Consider the following 14,999-nt stretch of genomic DNA (forward strand, 5'->3'; position numbering starts at 1 on the left):
CTACCGGCGCGTCGCGCAGTCCGGGCCGGGGCCTTACCAAGGTCGAGGAGCCCCGATGAGGCGTCAGCCTGGCAAGAACGGCCGCGCCGGATCCTACGGAATCGCGGCGGTCCTGACATTCCTCGGCTCGGCCGCCGGCCTCGTCGGCTGGAGCCGGTTCGCCGTGAGCCGGCAGATGGATCTGCCCCCAGCCCTACCTGGCCAGCTTGAAACGCTTGCAACGGACCGCGCCGGGACGGTCGCGCTCTACGGTTCGAGCGATCAGGAGGGCGTGCCGCTCCTGCTGATCCATTCGATCAATGCGGCGGCGAATGCCTACGAGGTCCGGCCCCTCTACAAGCATTACCGCGAGTCCCGTCCGGTCTACGCCCTCGACCTGCCGGGCTTCGGCTTCTCCGAACGGTCGCGCCGCCGCTACACGCCGCGGCTCATGGTCGAGGCGATCCACGCGGCCGTCGCCGAGATCCGCGATCGGCATCGGGGCGGCGCGGTCGACGCCATGGCGCTGTCGCTGTCGTGCTCCTACCTCGCCCGCGCGGCGGTGGAGCGGCCCGACGCTTACCGCAGCCTCGGCCTGATCAGCCCGACCGGCTTCGACGCCAAGCTGTCCGGTGACGGACCGCTGGACGGCCATCGCGGCCGGGATAGCGTGCGTGATCTCCTGGACCGAAAGCCGTTCGGCCGGCCCCTGTTCGACGCGCTGGCCTCGCGTCCAAGCATGCGCTTCTTCCTGCAAAAGACCTTTGGCTCGCGCGATATCGACGAGGGCCTGTTCGCCTATGATTATGCCTCGGCGCATCAGCCGGGCGCCGAGCACGCCCCCTATTGCTTCATCGCCGGCCACCTGTTCCCGACGGATTCGACGCGGCTCTACGAAGAGCTGCGCCTGCCGGTCTGGATGGTGCACGGACGCCGCGGCGATTTCGTCGATTACCGGCTGGCGCCCCGGGTCGCCGGCCGGCCGAACTGGCGCGTGGTCAGCCTGCCGACCGGCGCCTTCCCGCATTTTGAGCGGCTCGACGATGTGACCGCCGATTACGACGCCTTCCTGGCGGATCTCACCTGGGCGCCACTTCAGCCACAGGCGTGATGCGGTAGCGCAGCCAGACGACGCCGCCGGACAAGGGCTCGCAGGATGTTAGCTCGAGCTTGCACCGGCCGCCCATCGAGTCCTCTTCCCCGCCCGCAAAGTCGAACAAGGCCGGCGTGCCGGACACGCCGTCGACGGCCGGCGCGAGCAGCAGGCTGAGTTCATCGATCACGCCTGCTTTCAGCATCGAGCCGTTGATGTGGCCGCCGCCCTCGACCAGCAGCCGCTCGATCCCGAACAGCGTGCGCAGCTTGGTCACCGCCAGTGTGAAATCGACATCCCTGTCGCCCGCGAACAGGTAGGATTGTCCGCCGGCCCGCAGCGCCCGTAGGTGCGCGTCCGGTACGGACTCGGTCAGCACGACCACGATATGATCGCCCTCGATGTCGTTCCGGGCGCCCCAATCCAGGCGTCCACGCGCGTCGAGCGCCACGGCGTAGCCCGAGGCCCCGCTCTTTGCGACGTGATCCTCCCGGGGGATCGGGCTGGTGTCGTCGCGGACCGACTCCGGCAGCGGATCGGCGCTGTCGGCGTAGCCCTGCATGGTCACCCGCCCGCACATCCAGGCATCGCCCTTCAGGTCGCCGTGGACGCGCTCGTAATGGCTATCGGCGTCGAGGGTCTTCCAGCGGCGGACCTTGATCCGGCCATCCACCGAGGTGGTCATGTGACAGATGACGTAAGGGCGCTGCGCGTCGGCCATATCGTGTTCCAGGTCGGAGTCTGACTGAAACGATAGGGGCGAGAGTTCGCCCGGCAACGCGCAGCTCGGTTTTCCGGCGCCTCAGCGCAGGCGCAGGAGGCGGCGCAGCCGGTCAACGAGGTTGGGCTTCAGTTCCCGCCGGACCCGGCTTTCCGCGAAGGCGTCGACCGAAAACCGGTCGGTGGGCACGCGCCGCAGGAAGCGCTCCGCGATCTCGTAGACCACGAGGTCCGGCTTCACCGCGGCGACGTATTTCCAGTCGATCTCGGCGGACCAGATCGCGTGCACCTCCGCAAAGCTCTCGGCCAGCATGGCGGTGAGCCGGGGACCCTGGTCGAACACGTAGGAATCGCCGAACAGCACGATGCGTCGGGGATCCGCGGCCTCGGGATTGCGCATCACCGCACGCGACCCGACGAAAAAACCGCCCCGGCCGGCGACCCGGCCGGTCTCGCGCAGCTGCACCAGCGCGTTGGCCTCGCTGCGCTGCGCATGCCGCGGGAAATCGTGGGCGAAATAGGCCTCATCCATGGGCGGTTTGAGCTTGCCGCCGAGGTCGAACACGAAGCGCTCGATATGCCCGGTCGCCGCGACCACGTGCGCGGCCGGGGCGATCCCGAGCGCGGCGCACAGCGCCCGGTAGGCGGCGATGTAGCCGCGATGGTTCCAGTGCGTGTCCGTGTGCAGGTAGACCGGCCCCTCGGCCCGCGCCGCCCGCAGGGGCTCGTACAGGTCGACCCGTTCGGCTTGCGTTTCCGCCAGGAGCCGGCCGAGGCGCGTGCCCGGTGGGTCGTCCAGGTTCGGGAACGGCCGGTCCAGCGTGTCGGCATGGACCGCGATCTTTTCCGGCACGATCGCGTGGACGTAGGTCGCGCCCAGCGCTTTAGCCCGGCGGATGCGGGCCTCGACCAGCCGCACCCAGCGGCGCAGCAGGCGGCGGGTCGCCGCGGAGTCGGTGTACAGATCGACCAGCTCGTTCTTGCGGCCGATCCAGAACAGCCAGCCGTCCCGCCCGACCGCGATACCGCGCGCCCCTGTCTGAGCCAAAGCCCCGCCATCCCCTGAACGCCTGCCGGCCGCGCCGACACATGCCGCCCGTCGGCGCGGGATACAAGCCGGAAACATGGCCGATCGGCAACCGCTCCCGCCCGACGCGGCCCCTACGCGCCGTGGAGAAACACGCCCCAGCACAGGACGCTCAGCGTCGAGACGGCCGTCGACAGCGCGACGATCAGCGAGGCCGCCGCCACGTCGCTGCGCAGCTGCGCGGCGAAGACCACGACATTGCCCGCCACCGGCAGCAGACCGAGCAGGCGAACCGTATCCAGGTTCTCCGTCGCGACCGGCGCTCCGACGAGGGCGAACAGGCCGATGACCGCCGCGATCGCGCCGACCGACGCGACGTGGCGCCAGATCACGAGGTTCAGCGTCCCCCGGATCGCTGCGGCGGTGAAGCGGACCTGGCTGGCTCCCAGCCCGACCACCATCATGCCGCAGCCCGACATGAGCAGCGTCACCACCCGGAACGGCGCTTCCGAGCCGGGCGGCAGCAGATCGCGCAGCCCGAGCGCCTGACCGGCGAGGCCCGCGCCGAAGGCATAGAGCGCCGGGGTCGTGGCGACCTTCCACAGGCTCGTCCGGACCGAGAACCGATCGCGCGCCACGCAGTAGAACCCGACCGTGTTCCCGAAGATCAGCCCGCCGACATAGGCCATCACCAGGATCGGCAGGCTATCGGGGCCGAACAGGGCCAGGCCGGTCGGGACCCCGAACCAGCCGATATTGGTGTAGCTGAAGGCGCAGAACGCCAGGCGCCGGGGAACATCGGTCTTACACCGGGGCACGATCAGCGCCGCGCACAGCACCATGACCGTGCTGAAGGCCATCGACAGCGCGACGTTGCCGATCGCCGCGCCAAAATTCAGCGCCAGGGCGTTCTTGAACACGACCAGCGGAATCAAGACGTACATCAGCAGGCTGGAGAGATGCCGGATCCAGTCGCGCCCCGACAGACGTCCGACACAAAACCCGGCTGCGATGGCCCCGTAGGCCGGCAGCATCCGCGACACGAGATCACCGGCCAAGTGCATGGCTGCGTACATCGTTTTTCATCCACCTGAATTTTGTCGATTGACCGATTTATTTTCTGTATTTAGCTAATATGACGAATAAATTGGATCATAAATGAGCGAATCAGCAGATAAATACGAATATTTTTATTCTACAACTCGAGACATACGGAACGTTATCTCGAAAACATCTGTCGAGATTGGCCCCCGGCTAGGTCGGATGCGAGTCGTCGACGTTGGCAGCCGCATCGAAAGAACCGTAGAGCACCCGGGCATGCGAATTGAAGATCCACAATCGCGGCTCGTCAACGAGCCACTTCGCACCACCCTCCGAGGACCGCCATGGCGCGCCGAACCAGGACGCTGCCGCTCGGCATGCCGGTGGCCCCGCCCGAGCGGGCCAAGGCGCGCTGGGTTGTCGAGGCCCTGCGCATCGCCATCCGCGAGGGTCGGGTGGCGCCGGGCAGCCGTGTGCCGAGCACCCGTGACTTGGCCGGGCAATGGGGCGTCAGCCGGGGGCTCGTGAGCGCGGCCTATGAGGAGCTTCAAGGCGAGGGCCTGCTGGAATCCGCGCCGGGATCGGGGACCTATGTGCGCGCGGGCGCCGTCGATCCCCGACCCGGAGGTGCCGAGGTCACGCCGCCGCGCGAAAAAATCGAATCCGGCTGGATCCGGGTGAACCCTGAGCGGCCCTTCATCGCCCGCGAGACCGATGTCTCGCAATTCCCGATCGGCGTCTGGAAAAGGCTGGCGCAGCGCGTCCTGTCGGAGGCCGACACCCGGTTTTTCTATGATCCGGACCCGGCCGGCTCCGAGGAACTCAGGCTTCAGGTCGCGCGGTATCTGGGCTTCGCCCGGGGCATCCGGTGCGATCCCGACGACATCCTGATCACCACCGGAACCCGGCACAGCCTGGATCTCTGCCTGCGCGGCCTCGCGCGGCCCGGTGATCGCGTCTGGACCGAGTCGCCGGGCTATGCCGGGGCGGAAGTGCTGATCCGCGCTCACGAGCTCGAAGCCGTCCCGGTCCCGGTGGATACGGATGGCTTCCAGGTCGAGACCGCCGAGGCGATGGCCCCGGAGGCGTCGTTGTGCCTCCTCACCCCGTCGCACCAATCCCCACTCGGCGTCCGCCTGTCGCTCGATCGGCGGACCAGATTGCTGGAATGGGCCGAGCGACAGGGCGCCTACATCGTCGAGGACGATTACGACGGCGAGTTCGTCTTCGAGCAGGTCAGGGTTCCGGCGTTCAAGGCCATGGATGCCGGGGACCGGATCATCCACGCCGGGAGCTTCAACAAGAGCTTATTTCCGACGCTGCGGATCGGCTACATGGTCGTGCCGCGGGCGATCCGCGCGCGCATGCGCACCCTGCGGGCCGATACCGGGCGGGGCAACAGCACCCTGGAGCAGAGCATCCTGTCCCGGTTCATCGCCGAGGGCCATTTCGCCCAGCACATCCGCCGCATGGAGCGGGTCTACAAGGACAAGTGCGCCCGAAGCCTGCAGGCGATCCGACAGGGCTATGGCGGTCCGCTCGGCGTGCTCGGCACGCAGGGTGGGTTCCATTTCTTCCTCCGGCTGCCCGATGGGCTGGACGCCGCGCGTTTCGCGGAAAGCTGCCGCCAGAACGGGCTGATGCTGCAAACCGCCTCCCTGCAGGGCGCGGAGAGGCGCGAAACCGGTATCGTGGTGGGGTATTCGTCGCTGACATCCGAGACGATCGATCGGGCCGGCGCGATGCTCGGCCGGCTCCTGCGCAGCGGTTGAGGCCGTTGGCGCCCCGCATGGTGGACCGGTCCCGTCCCGATCCTCTAAGTGTTAGGCCGCCGCCCGGAGCGGCGACAGCCCGTGGAATCCGATGATCGATCTGACGCTCGAGGCCGCCCGCAGCATCGTGGACACTGCCCTGCGCGAAGCCCGGACCCGCGGCCTCAAACCGATGGCCGTCGTGGTCTACGATGCCCGGGGCGCGCTCAAATCCGTCGCCGTCGAGGATGGCACGTCCCTGCGCCGGGCCGAGATCGCCAGCGGGAAAGCCAATGGCGCCCTGGCTTTGGGCCTCGGCTCCCGGGCGATCCACGCCCGCGCCGAGGCGCAGCCCTATTTCGTGGCGGCGGTAAGCCATGTCGCCGGCCCGGCCGCGCTCGTGCCAGTGGCGGGCGGCGTGCTGATCCGTTCCCAGGAAGGGCGGCTGCTCGGGGCGGTCGGCATCTCCGGCGACACCTCCGACAACGACGAGATCTGCGCGGTGGCGGGTATCGAGGCCGCCGGGCTGGTGGCCGAGACCGGCGCCTAAGCATGGCGATCCGCCGGCGCGAATGGCTGGCCGGCGCCGCCGCCCTCGCGGCCACGCGGCCCGCCTCCGCCGGCGAAGCCGCGCTCTACCGGCGCGGTAACGATGCCGATCCCGAGACGCTGGATCCGCACCGCTCCTCCTCGGTGGCGGAGGCGCATATCCTGCGCGACCTGTTCGACGGCCTCCTGACCTACGACAATCACGGCGCCATCATCCCGGGCGCCGCCCGCGCCTGGACCGTCTCCGAGGACGGTCTGACCTTCCGGTTCGACCTGCGTCCGGACGGCAAATGGTCGAACGGCGAGCCGGTGACCGCGGACGATTTCGTTTATGCGTTCCGCCGGATGCTCGCCCCGGCCACGGGGGCGAAATACGCCGAAATCCTTTCGCCGATCCGCGGGGCGGCTGCTTTCAACCGCGGCGAAGCGACCGGCGACGCGCTCGGGGTGATCGCGGAGGGTCCCCTCAAGCTCACGATCACCCTCGAACAGCCGACGCCTTACTTCCTCGAACTCCTGACCCACCAGACCGCCCTGCCGGTGCATCGGGCCTCGGTGGAGCGCTACGGCGATTCCTTCACCCGGCCTGGCAACTTCGTGACCAACGGCCCCTACAGGCTGATCGACCGGGTGCCGGGGGGCGCCATCACCCTGGAGGTCAATCCGCACCATCCCGAGGCCGGGATAATCGCGATCCGGCGCGTCGCCTTCCTGCCGATATCATACCTGTCGGCGGCCGTGCGCCGCTACGCCGCCGGGGAACTCGATTCGCTCTCCCAGCTCCCAGTCGACCAGATCGTCGACCTGCGCCGCCGCTTCGGCACGCAGGTGGTGCTCGGGCCGTCGCTCGGGCTCGAAGTCCTGGCGATCAACACCCGCAAGGCGCCGTTCTCGGACCGGCGAATCCGCCAGGCCCTGTCCTTGCTCATCGACCGCGAATACCTCGCCGACGGCCTCTACGGCGGCACCATGAGCCCGGCCTATTCCATCTGCCCGCCGGGCATCGACAATTATCGCACGCCCCCCGAGACGGCGGGCCGACAGGGCCTGCCGATCGACCACGAGGCAGAAGCGCGACGCCTGCTGTCGGAGGCGGGGTTCGGCCCCGGCCGGCCGCTCACCGTCGAGTATCGGTTCAACGTCAGCGACAACAACCGCAACACCGCCGTGGCGGTCGCCGAGATGTGGCGCGATCTCGGGATCGAGACCCGGTTCGTCTACACCGACGCCAAGACGCATTTTGCCTTTCTGCGCGACGGCGGGTCGTTCGACGTCGCCCGCTACGCCTGGATCGCCGATTATTCCGACCCGCAGAATTTTCTGTTCCTGCTCCAGAGCGGCAACGATGGATTGAACGCCGGCCGCTGGTCGGATCCCGCCTATGACGCGCTGCTGGCGCAGGCGGCCTCGGAGCGCGACCTCACCCGCCGGGCCGACCTGCTCTACGACGCCGAGACCATCGCGCTCCGCGAGCTGCCCTGGATCCCGCTGATGCATTACCGCTCGAAGGCGCTGATCGCGCCGCGGCTGCACGGCTACACACCGAACGTCCGCAACGCCGCGCCGACCCGCTTCCTGAGGCTCGACGCGTGATCCGCTTCATCCTGCGCCGCCTCGCGCAATCGGTGCCGACTTTGTTCGCGGTCGTGGCCGTCAACTTCTTTCTGATGCGGCTCGCGCCCGGCGGCCCCTTCGACCTGGAGCGCCCACTTGCGCCGACCGCCATGGAGAACCTACGCCGGGTCTACGGCTTGGATCAGCCACTGATCGTCCAGTTCGGCAGCTATCTGGCGGCCCTGGCGCGGGGCGATCTCGGGCCGTCCTTCTCGTTCCGCGATATGAGCGTGCTCGACCTGATCGCCCGGGGCCTGCCGGTCTCGGCGACGCTGGGCGCCCTGGCGCTGGCGCTGGCGGCCTGCTTAGGGATTGGGCTCGGGACCGCGGCGGCGCTCCGGCGCGGCGGCGCGCTGGACCGGCTCCTCGGTCTCGGCGCGGCCCTGACCCTGTCGCTGCCGAGCTTTGTCGTGGCGCCGCTGCTGCAGATCGTGTTCGGGCTGAGCCTCCGCTGGTTGCCCTTGAGCGGCTGGGAGGGCGGCGCGCCGAGCCACCTGATCCTGCCGGTGGTCACCCTAGCCCTGCCGCAAGTCGGCGCGCTCGCCCGACTGACGCGAGCGTCGCTCAGCGAAGTCCTGCGCACCCAGCCGGTGCGGACCATGCGCAGCCTCGGGCTGCCACCGTCCCGCATCACCCGGCACGCCCTGCGCGGCGCGCTGCTGCCGGTGGTGGCTTATCTAGCGCCGCTGGCGGCCGCCCTGCTCACCGGATCCGTGGTGGTCGAGACGATCTTCGGCCTGCCCGGGATCGGGCGCTACTTCGTGGAGGGGGCGCTCAACCGCGACTACACGTTGGTGATGGGCACCGTCCTGCTGGTGGTGGCCCTGGTGATCGTCCTCAACCTGATCGCCGACCTCGCCTGCGCCTGGCTCGACCCGCGCCTGCGGAATACCGCGTGAGTGCCACCCGCGCCCTGGCCGGCCCGGCCGCCCGCACCCTGTCGCGTCTCGCCCGCGAGCGCGTGGCGATGGTCTCGCTCACCGTCCTGATCCTGATCGCCCCGGCCTGCCTGTTCGGGCCGGCGCTGACCGGGCACGATCCGACCCGGGCCTATCCGGACTTGCGCCAGCTCCCCGCCGGCCTGACGGCACAGCCCGATCCCGACCATCTGCGCCCGGCCCTGGAACGCCTCGCCTTCCGGATGCGCACACGCCTCGACGACGTGGCCCGTGACGGCGACGCGCTGCGCCTCACGCTCAGCTCCGAGGCTGGGGTGGACCGGCGCAGCCTCGTCTACCTGCCGCGCTCCGACCTGTTCGGCGAGCCAAACGTTATCGCCGACACCGAGGACGGGAAACGTCTTGTCGTGGCTGTGCCGCTCCGGCGCCTGTCCTTCCCGCTCGGCACCGACGTGCACGGCCGCGACCTGCTCACCCGCTGTCTCGTCGCCGGACGGGTCTCGCTCCTGATTGGGCTCATCGCCACCCTGGTCGCGCTCCTCATCGGCGTCGGCTACGGCGCCACGGCGGGGTTCATCGGCGGCGCCGTCGATGCCGTGATGATGCGGCTGGTGGACGTGCTCTACGCCCTGCCCTTCGTGTTCTTCGTCATCCTGCTGCTGGTGTTCTTCCGGCCAAGCCTGACGCTGATGCTGGTGGTCATCGGCGCCGTCGAATGGCTGGACATGGCCCGCATCGTCCGGGCACAGACCCTGTCCCTGCGTGAGCGCGACTTCGTCCGCGCGGCCCGCGCCCTTGGGCTCGGCACGCCCCGCATCATCCTACGCCACATCGTGCCGAACACGTTTGGCCCGGTGGCGGTGGCCGCGACCCTGCTGGTGCCGCGGGTGATCCTGTTAGAGAGTTTTCTGTCTTTCCTTGGGCTTGGTGTGCAGGAGCCGGACACGAGCTGGGGCGTGCTCATCGCCGAGGGCGCACGGGCAATCGAATCGGCGCCGCACATGCTGGCCGGTCCGGCGGCCTTCCTGATCACCACGCTGGTCGCCCTGACCCTGATCGGCGACGGTCTCGCCGATGCCGTCGACCCCAGGGCCGACTAGCCTCAGCTCAACAGCCGGATCGGCGCACCGGCGAGCCAAGCCTCGATATCCTCCACCGCCTGGGTGAAGAACGTCCGGTAATTGTTGCGCGTGACGTAGCCGACATGCGGCAGCGCCAAAACATTCGGCAGGCGTCGGAACGGGCTGTCGGCCGGCAGCGGCTCGGTCTCGAACACGTCGAGCCCCGCCCCCGCGATCCAGCTCTCCTCCAGGGCCCGGACCAGGGCGGCCTGATCGACGATTGGCGCCCGCGACGTGTTCACCAGGATGGCGCTCGGCCGCATCCGGCGCAGCTCAGCCTCACCGAGGAGGCCGCGCGTCCGGTCGCCGAGGACGAGGTGGATCGTCACCACGTCGCTGGCTTCCAGTAACGCTTCCTTGGACTCGGCGCGCTCGACGCCGGCCGCCGCTGCCCGGGCGTCGTCGAGATTCGGGCTCCAGGCGATCACCCGCATACCGAAGGCCCGGCCGATCGCGGCGACCCGCGAGCCGATCTTGCCGAGCCCGAGCACGCCCAAAGTCGCTCCGGCAAGATCCATCCCGACCGTACTCTGCCAGGGGCCGCCGTCGCGCAGGTTCCGGTTCTCGAGCGGGAGATGGCGGGCGAAACCGAGGATCAGGGCCCAGGTCAACTCGGTCGGCGGCGTCGGGCTCGACTCCGTGCCGCAGACCGTGATGCCGCGCGCCCGCGCCGCCGCCCCATCGATCGCCAGATTGCGCATGCCGCTGGTGACCAGCAGCTTCAGCCGGGGCAACCGCTCCAGCAAATCCGCCGGGAAGGGCGTGCGCTCGCGCATGATGACCAGGATCTCGGCCTGCTCGATCCTGGATACCAGGGCGTCCCGATCCGCGATGTGATCGGTGATGTTTGAGACCGCAAGCCGGTCGGACAGACGCGCCCAGTCGGCGAGGCCGAGCGCCGCGTTCTGGTAATCGTCGAGGATCAGGCAGGTTTGCACGGCGCACGCTCTCTGCAGAAGGTGGCGAACGTTTCAAGAAATGTCACGGCCGCCGAGCGCGTGGGTGGCGCACCGACGATCTGTGCGATGCCATCCGGCGTTTCGTTGAGCAGCGACAGGCGGAAGAAGATCTCAGGATTAAAATTCGTACTGATCGTCGCGAGCACCGTGCGCATGACCTGCAGCATGTCATCGCCCCTCTGGGAGGCGTGGACGAGCGCGATCGGCTTATCGATCACGTGATGTGTCGCGACGAGCCAATCGATCGCGTTTTTCAGCCCGCCGGGAATGGACCGGACATATTCGGGGCTCGATAGGATCATGCCATCGCAGGCGTGAACGCTCTGCATGAAATCCTGCACCGCGACAGGAGTCAGCGGGCCCTCCAGATCTGGCGAAAAGACCGGGAGGCTTCCAACGCGATCATAGACATCGATGCGCATGCGCGTCGGAGCGACCGCCTGCAACGCCCTCAAAAGCGCGGTGTTCGTCGATGCGCGGCGCGTGCTCCCGGAAAGCGCGAGAAGCCTCATCTTCGTCTGACAAGCTGACGCAGGCGACACCTCGTTCCCGCCATCGACCGTCAACGGGCCGCCGCCAGCGCCTCGAACGCCGCCGCGACCCCGGCTGCCCCCGGATCCTCCACGCCGGCGAGATCCGCAGCCGCGAGGTAGCTGGAACGGCCGGTGGCGGCGCGGTCCATCCGGGCCGTGGCGGCGGCCCCTGAGCGGGCGGCAGCCGCGGCGGCGTCGAGGCCGCCGGCTTGCAGCGCATTGAGCGCCGGGATTAGCGAGTCCAGCAGCGTGCGGTCGCCCGGGCCGGCGCCGCCGTAGTTGCGCACCCGGGCCACGCCCTGGGCCAGGGCGTCGGGCCAGGCGGTGCCGTCCGTGAGCGCGGACGCGGTGGCGGCGAAGAAGATCGAGGCCAGCACGCCGCTGGAGCCGCCGACGGCGCGGCCGATCCGCTCGGCGAGCGCGCGGCACAGGGCGGGCGGATCGGCCTGGGGCAGCCGGTCGAGATCCGCCGCGACCGCCCGGGCCGCGCCCGCGAAGGTCGTGCCGGTGTCGCCGTCGCCGACCTTCGCGTCGAGGGCGTTCAGCGCCACCTCGGCGGCGATGAGGGCCCGCGTCACGGCGGCGATCCGGGCGGCCACGATCGGATCCCGCGACGGCGTGAAGGCCTCGCCCGCCAGTCCCTCCGGGATCGGGCGCAGGACCGGCGGGGCGATCCGCACCGCGCCGGGCCAAGCCGGAAGGGGCACCGGCGCCAGGAGGGCTTCTTCGAGCACATCGTCCAGGGGCAGGATCGACAGCGAGGCGCCGTGCATGTCGAGCGCCGTCATCAGCGGCGCCGGGCCGAGGAGCAGGCGCACCCGCCGGCCGAGTTCGGTGGCCAGGACGGCCTGGGTCAGGACCTGCATCTCCAAGGCTGTGGCCGAACCGAGATTGTTGACCAGCAGCGCCAGCGGGTCTGCGCCCGAAAAACGTTCGGTCATCAGCCGCGCCAGATCGCCCGCCTGCGGCAGCGTGATCCGCTCGACCCCCGGCTCGCCGTGGATGCCGAGGCCGAGCTCGGCCTGCCCTTCGGCCAGGCGTTCGCTGCGCGGCGAGCCGGGGATGGTGGCGGTGGAGACCGCGATGCCGAGCGACTGGGCGGAGGCCGCAACCCGGCGGGCGAGAGCCGCCACCGTCTCGAGCGGTGCGCCGGCCTCGGCGGCATGACCCGCGATCTTATGGACGAACAAGGTGCCGGCCACGCCCCGGGGCTGCTTCGCCTCCCGCAGCGCGATGTCGTCGGCCACGATCACGGTCTCGACCTTTTTCCCAAGCGCCCGGGCGCGTTCGGCGGCGAGGCCGAAGTTGAGGCGGTCGCCCGCATAGTTTTTGATGATCAGCAGGCAGCCGGCCGGCCCGGTCACCGCCAGGATGCCGGCGAGAACCGCGTCGACGCTGGGCGAGGCGAAGACATCGCCGCACACCGCCGCGCTCAGCATGCCCGGACCGACGAAGCCGGCATGGGCTGGCTCATGGCCTGAGCCGCCGCCGGAGATCACCGCGACCTTGCCGGGATCGATCTCGGCCCGCAGCACCACGCGGATCCCGGGATCGCCGTCGAGCCGGGCGAGGCGGCCGCCGCTGGCGGCCAGCAGGCCCGCGATGGCGTCGGTGACCAGGGTGGCGCGGGTCTCGATGAAATGGGCCATGGCGTGACCTTCTGCGATCGCGGTTCGCAGGTGTCTCCCTGCGCGCCGTCACAGCGGCTTGTCTGAGCAATCGCGGCCGCCGGCGCAACGGCCGGCGGCAGGTTTCCTCGGCGTCCTGACCTATTCCTTCACGGCGCCGGTGAGGGCGGAGACGTAATACTCGACGAAGAACGAGTAGAGGATCACCAGCGGCAGGGAGCCGAGCAGGGCGCCGGCCATCAGCGAGCCCCACTTGTAGACGTCGCCATCCACGAACTCGCTGACCACCGCGATCGGCACGGTCTTGTTCTGCGTCGAGGACAGGAAGGTCAGCGCGTAGATGAACTCGTTCCAGCAGAGCGTCAGGGAAAAAATCCCGGCCGAGATCAGGCCCGGGAAGGCGAGCGGCAGGATGATCTTGGTCAGGATCTGCCAGCGGCTCGCGCCGTCCATCAGCGCGCATTCCTCCAGTTCGTAGGGGATGGTCTTGAAGTAGCCCATCAGCAGCCAAGTCGAGAACGGGATCAGGATGGTCGGATAGGCCAGGATCAGGGCGATCGGCGAGTCGAACAGTCCGTAGGCCTGGATGATCGTGGCGAGCGGGATAAACAGGATCGAGGGCGGCACGAGGTAGGCGAGGAAGATCGCGGCGCCGACCCAGCCCGCGCCGTTGAAGCGGACGCGCACGCAGGCATAGGCCGCGAGCACGCTGGCGAACAGCGACAGGATCGTGGCGGCGACCGACACGTACATCGTGTTCCAGAGCCAGCGCGGATACTGGGTCTCGAACAGCAGCTTGTTGATGTGCTTCAGCGTCGGATCCACCACCCAGAACGGGTTGAACCGCTCCATGTCGATCAGCTGCTCGTCCGGTTTGATCGCCGTCAGCGCCATCCAGTAGAACGGGAAGAGCAGCACCACGAGGATGATGAGGAGCGGCAGGTAGGTGGTCACGAGCCGCCGGGGCAGCCGCTCGAGATAGGCCATTCCCTCGCTGTCGTCGGTCAGCCCGGCGGGGCGGGCCGCGATCACGGGTGCGAGGCGCGGGTCGGCATGGGCGGGTGGAGCGGGCGCGCTCATCGGTCGGTTCCCCCGGATTGCCAGGCCCGGCGCTGGAGGCCGAACCACGAGATGCCGATCGCGGCGAGCAGGAACGGCACCATCGCGGTGGCGATCGCCGCGCCCTCGCCGAGCGTCCCGGAGAGGATGCCGCGCTGATACGACAGGGTCGCCATCAGGTGCGTGGCGTTGACCGGGCCGCCCCGGGTCATCGCCCAGATCAGCTGGAAGTCGGTGAAGGTGAACAGCACCGAGAAGGTCATCACCACGGCGATGATCGGCGTCAGCAGCGGCAAGGTGATGCGGGAAAAAATCTGCCAGTTCGAGGCGCCGTCGAGCGTCGCGGCCTCGTAGAGCGAGGGCGAGACCGTCTGGAGCCCGGCGAGCAGCGTGATCGCGATGAACGGCACGCCGCGCCAGATATTGGCGAAGATCACGCAGGCCCGCGCCATGGTGGGCTCACCGAGGAAGTCGATGTTGCCGTCGATGACTCCGAGATGGCGCAGCGACCACGAGATGATCGAGAACTGGCTATCGAAGATCCACCAGAACGCGATCGCCGAGAGGACGGTGGGCACCACGAACGGGATCAGCACGATCGACCGGACGATCGACTTGAACGGCATGTTCTTGTTGAGAAGAAGCGCCAGGTAGAGGCCGACCGCGAACTTCACCACCGACGCCACGGCCGTGTACAGGCAGGTGTTGAACACCGAGATCCAGAACACGTCGTCGTCCCAGAGCCAGGCGTAGTTCTCCAAGCCGATGAAGACGCCCTCCCGGCCGATCCGGGTATTGGTGAAGGACAGCCAGATGCCCTTCAGCAGCGGATAGGCGAGGAACAGGCCGAGGATCAGCGCCGTCGGCAGCATGAACCAGAAGCCCGCCCAGCCGCGGCTGGCGCGCAGGCGTTGCCATCCTGAGCGCGTCGGGACCGCGAGCGGGGCAGGCTGGGTCAGGGCCGTGTGCGCCATGGGTTCGCCTCGGGATCGAGGCCGCGGGCGGGGCGCCCGCGGCCAGCCGCGT

14 protein-coding genes are annotated in these 14,999 nt (G+C 69.0%); 6 read left to right on the top strand and 8 right to left on the bottom strand.

From position 1 onward, the window contains the following. The first annotated feature begins 55 nt into the window (after window positions 1-55). A complete protein-coding gene (locus BM228_RS09340; protein WP_092039269.1) occupies window positions 56-1,090 on the top strand; it encodes an alpha/beta fold hydrolase in 1,035 nt (344 codons plus the stop codon). Here BM228_RS09340 and BM228_RS09345 read toward each other — a convergent pair. From BM228_RS09345 to BM228_RS09355, 3 genes are all read right to left on the bottom strand, one after another. Further along, window positions 1,059-1,793 carry a dihydrofolate reductase family protein gene (locus BM228_RS09345; protein ID WP_092039271.1) on the bottom strand — a complete coding sequence of 245 codons (735 nt, stop codon included), beginning with the start codon at window positions 1,791-1,793 and terminating at the stop codon, window positions 1,059-1,061. The genes BM228_RS09340 and BM228_RS09345 overlap by 32 nt on opposite strands. Before the next feature lie 81 nt (window positions 1,794-1,874). Next, window positions 1,875-2,840: an alginate O-acetyltransferase AlgX-related protein gene (locus BM228_RS09350; protein WP_244537076.1), complete on the bottom strand. Its 966-nt coding sequence runs from the start codon at window positions 2,838-2,840 to the stop codon at window positions 1,875-1,877. 113 nt (window positions 2,841-2,953) lie between these two features. Further along, the gene (locus BM228_RS09355) at window positions 2,954-3,895 is read right to left on the bottom strand and encodes an AEC family transporter (RefSeq protein ID WP_092039275.1); all 942 of its coding nucleotides are present in this window, start codon (window positions 3,893-3,895) and stop codon (window positions 2,954-2,956) included. Between the two features lie 309 nt (window positions 3,896-4,204). Here BM228_RS09355 and pdxR point away from each other — a divergent pair, with 309 nt between their 5' ends. The 5 genes from pdxR to BM228_RS09380 all read left to right on the top strand — a co-directional run bounded on the left by pdxR (window position 4,205) and on the right by BM228_RS09380 (window position 9,773). Further along, the gene (gene pdxR, locus BM228_RS09360) at window positions 4,205-5,632 is read left to right on the top strand and encodes a MocR-like pyridoxine biosynthesis transcription factor PdxR (RefSeq protein WP_092039277.1); all 1,428 of its coding nucleotides are present in this window, start codon (window positions 4,205-4,207) and stop codon (window positions 5,630-5,632) included. A 91-nt stretch (window positions 5,633-5,723) separates the two neighbouring features. Further along, window positions 5,724-6,161 (top strand): GlcG/HbpS family heme-binding protein, encoded by a 438-nt coding sequence (locus BM228_RS09365; RefSeq protein ID WP_092039279.1) that lies wholly within the window; start codon window positions 5,724-5,726, stop codon window positions 6,159-6,161. A gap of 2 nt (window positions 6,162-6,163) precedes the next feature. Next, on the top strand, window positions 6,164-7,753 hold the full coding sequence (locus tag BM228_RS09370) for a peptide ABC transporter substrate-binding protein (protein ID WP_092039281.1): 1,590 nt from the start codon (window positions 6,164-6,166) through the stop codon (window positions 7,751-7,753). Then, entirely contained in the window at window positions 7,750-8,673 is a 924-nt protein-coding gene (locus BM228_RS09375) for an ABC transporter permease (protein WP_092039283.1), read from the top strand. Before BM228_RS09370 ends, BM228_RS09375 begins: the two co-directional genes overlap by 4 nt. Continuing rightward, window positions 8,670-9,773 carry an ABC transporter permease gene (locus BM228_RS09380; protein WP_280142325.1) on the top strand — a complete coding sequence of 368 codons (1,104 nt, stop codon included), beginning with the start codon at window positions 8,670-8,672 and terminating at the stop codon, window positions 9,771-9,773. Before BM228_RS09375 ends, BM228_RS09380 begins: the two co-directional genes overlap by 4 nt. A 2-nt stretch (window positions 9,774-9,775) precedes the next feature. Here BM228_RS09380 and BM228_RS09385 read toward each other — a convergent pair whose 3' ends face one another. The 5 genes from BM228_RS09385 to BM228_RS09405 all read right to left on the bottom strand — a co-directional run bounded on the left by BM228_RS09385 (window position 9,776) and on the right by BM228_RS09405 (window position 14,947). Next, window positions 9,776-10,732 (bottom strand): D-2-hydroxyacid dehydrogenase family protein, encoded by a 957-nt coding sequence (locus tag BM228_RS09385; protein ID WP_208612008.1) that lies wholly within the window; start codon window positions 10,730-10,732, stop codon window positions 9,776-9,778. Beyond that, window positions 10,717-11,265, bottom strand: a complete 549-nt coding sequence (locus BM228_RS09390) for an NADPH-dependent FMN reductase (RefSeq protein ID WP_092039285.1) — start codon at window positions 11,263-11,265, stop codon at window positions 10,717-10,719. Before BM228_RS09390 ends, BM228_RS09385 begins: the two co-directional genes overlap by 16 nt. Before the next feature lie 50 nt (window positions 11,266-11,315). Continuing rightward, window positions 11,316-12,935 (bottom strand): dihydroxyacetone kinase subunit DhaK, encoded by a 1,620-nt coding sequence (locus BM228_RS09395; RefSeq protein WP_092039287.1) that lies wholly within the window; start codon window positions 12,933-12,935, stop codon window positions 11,316-11,318. A gap of 120 nt (window positions 12,936-13,055) precedes the next feature. After that, entirely contained in the window at window positions 13,056-13,994 is a 939-nt protein-coding gene (locus BM228_RS09400) for a carbohydrate ABC transporter permease (protein WP_092039289.1), read from the bottom strand. Beyond that, a complete protein-coding gene (locus BM228_RS09405) occupies window positions 13,991-14,947 on the bottom strand; it encodes a carbohydrate ABC transporter permease (protein WP_092039291.1) in 957 nt (318 codons plus the stop codon). The genes BM228_RS09400 and BM228_RS09405 overlap by 4 nt, the downstream gene beginning before the upstream one ends. Window positions 14,948-14,999: the final 52 nt, after the last annotated feature.

The organism is Methylobacterium pseudosasicola (assembly GCF_900114535.1).
GTDB lineage: Bacteria > Pseudomonadota > Alphaproteobacteria > Rhizobiales > Beijerinckiaceae > Methylobacterium > Methylobacterium pseudosasicola.

Excerpts from the sequence above, each read along its gene's own strand:
- BM228_RS09340 (WP_092039269.1), top strand. The coding sequence starts at position 56 with ATGAGGCGTCAGCCTGGCAAGAACGGCCGCGCCGGATCCTACGGAATC.
- BM228_RS09345 (WP_092039271.1), bottom strand. The coding sequence starts at position 1,793 with ATGGCCGACGCGCAGCGCCCTTACGTCATCTGTCACATGACCACCTCG.
- BM228_RS09355 (WP_092039275.1), bottom strand. The coding sequence starts at position 3,895 with ATGTACGCAGCCATGCACTTGGCCGGTGATCTCGTGTCGCGGATGCTG.
- pdxR (WP_092039277.1), top strand. The coding sequence starts at position 4,205 with ATGGCGCGCCGAACCAGGACGCTGCCGCTCGGCATGCCGGTGGCCCCG.
- BM228_RS09365 (WP_092039279.1), top strand. The coding sequence starts at position 5,724 with ATGATCGATCTGACGCTCGAGGCCGCCCGCAGCATCGTGGACACTGCC.
- BM228_RS09370 (WP_092039281.1), top strand. The coding sequence starts at position 6,164 with ATGGCGATCCGCCGGCGCGAATGGCTGGCCGGCGCCGCCGCCCTCGCG.
- BM228_RS09390 (WP_092039285.1), bottom strand. The coding sequence starts at position 11,265 with ATGAGGCTTCTCGCGCTTTCCGGGAGCACGCGCCGCGCATCGACGAAC.
- BM228_RS09395 (WP_092039287.1), bottom strand. The coding sequence starts at position 12,935 with ATGGCCCATTTCATCGAGACCCGCGCCACCCTGGTCACCGACGCCATC.
- BM228_RS09400 (WP_092039289.1), bottom strand. The coding sequence starts at position 13,994 with ATGAGCGCGCCCGCTCCACCCGCCCATGCCGACCCGCGCCTCGCACCC.
- BM228_RS09405 (WP_092039291.1), bottom strand. The coding sequence starts at position 14,947 with ATGGCGCACACGGCCCTGACCCAGCCTGCCCCGCTCGCGGTCCCGACG.